This is a genomic window from Paenibacillus darwinianus (genome assembly GCF_000598065.1).
GTDB lineage: Bacteria > Bacillota > Bacilli > Paenibacillales > Paenibacillaceae > Paenibacillus_I > Paenibacillus_I darwinianus.
On the sequence record NZ_KK082156.1, the window covers coordinates 18,608 to 26,189 of the forward strand.

At 53.0% G+C, this 7,582-nt stretch carries 6 protein-coding genes; 1 reads left to right on the forward strand and 5 read right to left on the reverse strand.

Translation table 11 applies throughout. The features are described from left to right. The 5 genes from BG52_RS07610 to BG52_RS07630 all read right to left on the reverse strand — a co-directional run. Positions 1-462: sugar phosphate isomerase/epimerase family protein (locus BG52_RS07610; RefSeq protein ID WP_036667060.1), on the reverse strand; the 462-nt coding region annotated here is incomplete at its 3' end. 57 nt (positions 463-519) lie between these two features. After that, positions 520-1,644 carry a substrate-binding domain-containing protein gene (locus tag BG52_RS07615; RefSeq protein WP_051587772.1) on the reverse strand — a complete coding sequence of 375 codons (1,125 nt, stop codon included), beginning with the start codon at positions 1,642-1,644 and terminating at the stop codon, positions 520-522. A 99-nt stretch (positions 1,645-1,743) separates the two neighbouring features. Next, entirely contained in the window at positions 1,744-2,769 is a 1,026-nt protein-coding gene (locus BG52_RS07620; protein WP_051587770.1) for an ABC transporter permease, read from the reverse strand. Further along, positions 2,750-4,276, reverse strand: coding sequence for a sugar ABC transporter ATP-binding protein (locus tag BG52_RS07625; protein WP_051587768.1), 1,527 nt, complete (start codon positions 4,274-4,276; stop codon positions 2,750-2,752). Before BG52_RS07625 ends, BG52_RS07620 begins: the two co-directional genes overlap by 20 nt. A 9-nt stretch (positions 4,277-4,285) precedes the next feature. After that, entirely contained in the window at positions 4,286-5,512 is a 1,227-nt protein-coding gene (locus BG52_RS07630) for an ROK family protein (RefSeq protein ID WP_223298945.1), read from the reverse strand. Between the two features lie 425 nt (positions 5,513-5,937). Between BG52_RS07630 and BG52_RS07635 the strand changes: the two genes are divergently transcribed. After that, complete coding sequence (locus BG52_RS07635) at positions 5,938-7,416, forward strand: FTR1 family iron permease (protein ID WP_036583293.1); 1,479 nt, start codon at positions 5,938-5,940, stop codon at positions 7,414-7,416. Positions 7,417-7,582: the final 166 nt, after the last annotated feature.

The window sequence follows — 7,582 nt, forward strand, 5'->3', positions numbered from 1 at the left end:
CGTTACGCCGTGATCGGCCGCCGTATCCGCAATCTCGGAGAGCGCCTCGACGCTCCAAGTCCACGCTTGCTCAAGGCTCGTTCCGAAAACCTGCCAGCCGGGAATGTACAGAATCGTTTTGCAGCCCCACTCCTCGCACAATTGCGCTATATCCTTCATATGTTCGATCGTGTGCCGCCTTTCCTCCGGAATCGGAGAAGCGACGTTATGTCCCGGCCCGCCGCTAAGCGCGGGCAGCATGCTGGATACTTCCATGCCGAAATGGTCAAGAATCTTTTTCGTTTCTATTCTTCTTTCTTTCGAAAGAGTAGGCGGATACGCATGGGGGCTTGCACAGCCAATCTCGATCCCCTGGTAGCCGATTCTGGAGAGACGCTTAATTACTTCTTCCAGCGGATAAGCCGGCAGCCACACCGGAAAACTCGCATAAGGCCAAGTGTTAAACGATAGTTTCATTGCCATGGTTAGCTCCTCCAATCGAATCGTTGAGTCAAGCCGCGCAGCTTCGATCACGAAAAATCACTTGAAAGTCGTGCCTTTGAATTGGGCGGCCGTGTCCTTCGTTACCGTAGGCGTCTGCAGCTTGACGAATTCCGGCAGCTCTTCGCCGGCGATCGCTTTGGCGGCGGCAATGATGCCCATCGGAGAAACGACCGGATAGACCGTTGTCGATTCGAATGCTCCGTTCGCCACCAAATCAAGGGCCGATTCCTGTCCGTCGATACTTACGATCTTGATTTCATTCTCGCGCCCGGCCGCACGGATCGCTTGCAGTGCGCCTTCCGACATCATGTCGGCGTGGGTAAAGACGGCGTCGATTTCGCCGCTCGGGAAGCGCTGCAGAAGATCCTCCATCACCTTCAAAGCCGTAGCCTGATCGTAGTTCGCATACTGGCTTGCGATGACTTTGATTTCCGTGCCCTCTACGGCATTGACCAAGCCTTGGTGCCGATCGATGGTAGGCGATGCCGAGGCACTGCCCTGAAGTTCGATGACATTGCCTTTGCCGCCCATCACGGCTACCAACGATCCTCCCGCATTCGTGCCCAGATCGATATCATTGCCTTTGATGGTGGTCGTCACTGGCGTGTTAACGGTGCGGTCGACCGAGATGACCTTGATGCCGGCGTCCATCGCCTTCTTCACGACAGGGGCTAGCGCATCCTTCTCGACGGCGTTAATGATCAGCGCGTCAATACCCTTGGAGATGAAATCGTCCACAACGCTCGTTTGAATGACCGGATCGTTCTGTCCGTCACCAACCAGCAGCTCGATGTTCGGGAAATACTTCTTGGCATGCTCCTCCGTTTGGGCTTTTAGTGCTACCCCGTAACCGAACGTCAACGAGGCTACCGCAAACCCTACCTTGCCTTTATAGGAAGCGGGATCCTTCTCCAAAGTCAATGCCTGCAAGCACTCTCCCTCGCAATAAGGTCCATAATCAATTTCGATCGGCGCCGTACGGGGTGTTCCGTTACCGGACGCTCCCCCGTTCGCCGCGCCATTGCTCGAAGCCGTGTTGCCGGACGAGGCGTTGCCGTTTGCGGGCTTGTTCGCCGCATTGTTTCCGCAGGCGGCCAAAAATACGAATATTACAATCAGCGAAACAGAAACCGTCATTTTCAAACGATTTACCTTTTTCATGCTTATACCCTCCAAATTTCATTTTTCAGAAATAAAATAGTACAAACGTGTGCGTTTTACTCCTGCTTCATACCACCCCCCTTTCCGTACCGCATCTTTTTACAGACTCGACCACTGCTGCTTCATTCTGTCCTTTAAATCCGGGGTCGTGAATAAGACCGCGATAATGATGATGAGCCCTTTGGCAATCTGCTGATTAAATGGAGAAACCCCCAGCAGATTCAGTAGATTGGCGACCATGGCCAGCAGGCAAACGCCGGCGACCGTACCTGCCACACTTCCCCGTCCGCCCATCAGACTCGTGCCGCCTATGACGACGGCTGCGATGCTGTCGAGCATAATAAAGCCGCCGGCGGTCGGATGGCCGACAAACAATCTCGATGTCGTAATAATGCCCGCAATGGCAGCGCATAGTCCGCTGATGACATAAACCAAAATCAGAATACGCGTCGTTTTGACACCTGAGAGGCGGGCGGCCTCCAGACTTCCGCCGATGCCGTAAATAAATCGGCCGAAGGGCAAATATTTCAGGATGACACCGGCAACCGCAGCGCTGGCGGCGAAAATCCAGACCGGGCCGGGTATACCCAGTAAAGAGCCGTTGCCGAGAAAAGCGAGCAGCTTGCTGTCCAGCGAAAACGATTGCGGCGTTCCGTTCGAAAGAAGCAAAGCCAGGCCCGTGCCGACCGCCATTACGGCCAGTGTCATAATGAACGGCTGTATGCCGAAAAACGTACTTCCTGCGCCGTTGATAAGACCCATCACGATGCCGATGAGTAATACGGCCAGAATCGCAATTCCAATCGGGACGCCGTTCTGGATCAGCATGGCGAACGACACCCCTACTACGGTTAGAATCGAGCCTACCGAAAGATCGATCCCGCCCGTCAGAACGACGAACGTCATGCCGATTGCAACAACGCCTGTAATGGAAGCCTGTCGCGCCACGTTAACGATGTTCTGAAGGTTGAAAAACTCCGGTACCCAAATGACCGTGAAGATGAACAGTAACGCGAACAGAATGGCCGGCACTTTGTAGTGGACGAGAAATTGCGGAGCAAGACGGCCCACTCCGGCCAGGACGGGCTTTGCAAGCACCGTGTCGTTATTCGCTTCGCTTTTCATTGGAAGACCCTCCTACCGCATATTTCATGATCAGCTCTTCCGTAGCGGTCTCACGATCCAACTCGCCCGTAATTCTCCCTTTGCTCATAACGAGAATCCGGTGGCTGTTTTCTAAAATTTCCGTCAATTCCGACGAGATGAGAATAATGCCCATGCCCTGCTTGCACAAATCACGCACGACGCTATAGATTTGAGCCTTGCTGCCGACATCGATGCCCCTTGTCGGTTCGTCCAGCAGCAGAATATCGACGCCTGTTTCAAGCCACTTCGCAAGTACCACCTTCTGCTGATTTCCGCCGGACAGGCTGCCGACCGGCACACCCAAGTGTGCCAGCTTGATCTGGAGCGAATCGACGAAGCCGCTTGCCGTATTTTGTTCCTCCCGAGGATATATCCATTTGATTTTTTTACTGGCCATAAACATATTGTGGGAGGCTGATAGATTTTTAAATAGCCCTTGGTTGCCGCGATCCTCCGGAACCAATCCGATGCCTTTGCGGACCGCCTCGCCGGGAGAACCGATGTCCACTCGACTGCCCCGGATATAGAAGACTCCGCTATCGACCGGGTCGGCTCCGAATATCGCCCGCACCAGCTCAGTTCGGCCAGATCCGCGCAGTCCCGCGATCCCAAGCACTTCTCCTGCATGCAGAGAGAAATGAATTTCCGTGAGCACGCCTTTCCTCGACAGGTTCTCGACCCGGAGCAGCTTCGGCGCCGCATCGGTTCGAATTTTATCCCGCGGAGCGGCCGTGATCTGGCGCCCGACCATTTTCCCGACCAAATCATCAGGAGTCGTATCGCCGATGCTGCCGTCGTCCACCTGGTGCCCGTCCTTCAAAACGAGGTACCGATCCGCCAGACCGAAAATTTCATCCAGCCGGTGGGAAATGAAGATGACTGCAACCCCGCGATCTCTCAGCCTTCTTACGATTTGCAGCAAACGCCCGACGTCGTCGCCTCCAAGGACCGCAGTCGGTTCGTCCAAAATCATGACCCTCGCCTTCCGGTGCAGCGCCTTGGCGATTTCCAGCATTTGTTTCTCCGCGATGCTGAGCCGGCTCACCGGTTGATCCACCTTCAAATACACGCCGAAATCCTCCAGAAAACGTTTCGCTTCACTGTTCATTTTTTTCCAGTTGATCATGCCTTTCACCTGGCGATGCCTGCTGAAGAACAGGTTTTCGGCGACCGACAGGTGTGCGAACAGGTTAAGCTCCTGGTACACCGTCACGATCTCGCTTTGCTCCGCATCGTGCGGCGTTTGAAACAAGACTTTATCCCCTTCGATCAAAATATCCCCCGTGTCCGCCGTAATGGCCCCGGATAAAATTTTGATCAGCGTCGACTTGCCCGCTCCGTTCTCCCCGACAAGCGCAAGCACCTCTCCCGGATTGACCGTCAGGTTAATGCCGTTCAATACCTTGATGCCGTTATAGCTCTTGGCGATATCGCGCATTTCCAGCAGCGGGGCGCTCCGTGCGGCGGCATGTACAGCTTCCCCCATGTCAGACGATCACCTCTCTCCGGCAATATTTTGTACAGACGCGATGCGCTTGATGACGTCATGTCCATAAATTATTTCTTCGGCGGCCAGCATCCCTGCCCCGATCAAGCCGGCACTCTCCCCAAGAGAAAGATGCTGGATCGCCAGACTTCGCGTCGCGAGCGGCAGCGAATGCTGGTAAATCGATTGGCGGATAGAGGCCAACAGCACATCGCCCACCCCCGAAACGGCGCCGCCGATATAGACAAGCGATGGATTAAAGAAATTAACAAGACCGGCCAGTACGTCGCCGATTACATTCCCGCACTCCCGCATCAGTTCTACCGCCACGGGGTCCGATTCGACGACAGCTTTGCGGACATCGGCTAACGTCAGTTTGTTTTTTTCCTCCAGCAGCCGCCGCAGAAACTCACTTTGGCCGCTTTGGGCCAAGTGCTCCGCCCGGGCCGCGATTGCCCGGCCGCCCGCATCCGCTTCCAGACAGCCACGATTGCCGCAGTAGCATAGCTTGTCGTGTCCGATGTTGATGTGACCGATGCCGCCGGCGTATTCGGTTGAGCCCCGGTACAACCGGCCGTTGCAAATAATGCTGGCACCGATGCCGTTGCCGATTTTCACATAGATGATATTGGCGTGTTCCGAATCGGCGTTGACCGCTTGCTCCGCCAAGGCCATCGTGTGCACGTTGTTGTCCACGAAGCATGGACAATCGAAGTGCCGGCTCCAGAATTGATTGACCTCATAGTTTTCCCATCCCGGCATGATGGCGAGCGAGGTGGTTATCCCTGCACTGTACCTGACCGGGCCTGGCACGCCCATTCCGATGCCCTTGATCTGATGACTAGTGACTCCGAGCTGTTCCATGAGTTTGTAGACAATCGCTTTGATTTTCTCGAGTACTGCCGAGGGACCTAAGCTGACATCGATATCTTTCGAGGATTCTGAGGTGAGAATGCGGCTGTTTAAATCTACGATCCCCACTCTTACATGCGTGGATTCCAAGTCTATAGCGACAATAAAGCCCAATTCAGCATTGAAGGTCAGAAGGATCGGCTTGCGGCCCCCTGTCGAAGGCCCTCTTTCCGTTTCCACGACCAGTTCGCTGCGCAGCAGGAACTCCGTGTGCTCATTGACCGTGGCCAGGCTGAAGCTCGTCATTTTAACCAAATCGGCCTTTGATAGCGGCTTCCGGCTGCGCCTGATGACCTTCAGGATGGCGGTCGCTATCGGAGACATTTCCACAAAATAATCACTCCCCGCTACTGATGTAAGCGCTATCTTTATTACTTGTTTTTTATCATAAAATCAAAACTTTTCACAATCAATATAAAAAAGTAGGTGATTATTTTATAGAACTTGCTTGCAGGTACGAATAAGTTCCGGCCCGCGTAAGAAAAACGCCTGACGGCGTCCTTTAAGTTCGCACAACTGAGTTCATACCTGCAAAATCGCTGGGTATAGGCAATACCCTACATCCTGATGCGCGTCCGGATGGAGCAGGCGGCCAAGCTTATGGCGTTCGGAGTGATTATTGTTGCAGGACGCCGAAAAAGCATGCCGAAAAAAAAGCATTGACTCTATAGTCAAACCGTACTATAATTCAGAAATGATAATGATTATCATTAGCGTTGCCATTTCACTAGCAAGGAGTGATACCGTTCATGCTCAAGCGCCTATTAGGCATGATTGGCGCCTTAACCATTTTGTTCGCCTCGCCCTTATCCGTTTTTGCCGATGCCCGAGCGGATATGTCCACGGCCGACGCATTCGTCCGGCAAGCCATTCAGAAAGCGCAGCAAAATGATATCCAGGGAGCCAAAGCCGCGTTCGAACAGTACAAGTCCCAGTGGTTGAATAAGGAGGATGGCGTCAAGGAAGCTTCCAGGCAGGCGTATAAGGATATTGAAAATGCAATGGGCATGATTCAATATTCGCTGGCCCAAGACCCCGTTCAACCAGAGAAGGTGACTCAAGCTTTTCGGGATTTAAGTCTTGTTCTGCAAAAGTTCATTACCGGCGGCTATCCGATAGAAAGTGCAGCACCGGCATCCGGCAACAAACCGACACTTTCAGCTTTCATTGATTCGATTCGCGCAGCCAAGCAGATGCTGACGCAAAATGACACCGCAGGCGCAAAATCGGCCATCGACCAGATTCAATCGAGCTGGCTGGATGTAGAGGCAGTTGTTGTGGCTCAGTCAAGCCAAGTATATGCCGCGATGGAACAAGACATGGTCACCGCCAAGGCGTTGCTGATCCAGAATCCGCAGGATTCTTCCGCGGCTTTGCAAGTGCTGGACCGAATGATCACAAATTTGACGCCGCTGGCGAAGAAAACCTCGTACACTTTTCTTGATGCCGCAATGATCTTGCTTCGCGAAGGACTGGAAGCGCTGTTGGTCGTGGCAGCGCTGCTCACTTTCTTGCAAAGATCCGGCAATAAAGAGAAACAGAAATGGATTTGGAGCGGGGTTGGCGCCGGACTCGGACTCAGCATGCTGCTGGCCATTATTGTCCAATTGCTGTTTTCCAGCGGCACTTTCGGCAACAACAATGCTCTTATTGGCGGATGGACCGCATTATTCGCAGCCGCCATGCTTCTCTATGTCAGTCATTGGCTTCACAGCAATTCCAGTATCGACAGATGGCAAAAATACATCAAAAATAAAACGACTCAGGCTCTGGCCAAAGGCAGTTTAATTTCTTTAGCGTTTTTGTCCTTCTTGGCGGTGTTTCGCGAGGGTACGGAGACAGTTCTGTTTTATATAGGGATGGCGCCTTCTATCGGGCTTACGGGCTTGCTGCTCGGATTTGGTATAGGCAGCGCAATCCTGCTTGTCATCGGCGGACTAATAATCTTTGTCGGGTTGAAAATTCCCGTTCGCCCGTTCTTTCTCGTATCCAGTGTCTTGGTGTTCTATTTATGCTTCAAATTTGTGGGAGTAGGGCTTAATCAGCTTCAATCTGCCGGCTTGCTTCCCGCTACTACCGCTCCATACTTGATATCGTCTGATACTTTTGGAATTTTCCCGACTTGGGAGACGACGATACCCGAATTGCTATTATTGGCCGTAGCAGGTATCGCGATTGGTTGGAAGAGGGTTCGCGATCAGCGAATACGCCAACAAGCGGCTATCTAGCGATGATTGACCCAAAGAAATGACTTACATCCAACAGGGGGAATTGAAGTTGAAAAAATGGGTTATGGTTATATTATGCAGCCTTGGCGCTGTGCTAGTTCTGAGCGCGTGCGGCTCCCAAACCGCCAAAACGGAAACAGCCGCATCCGGCACCGAGCAGAGAGAA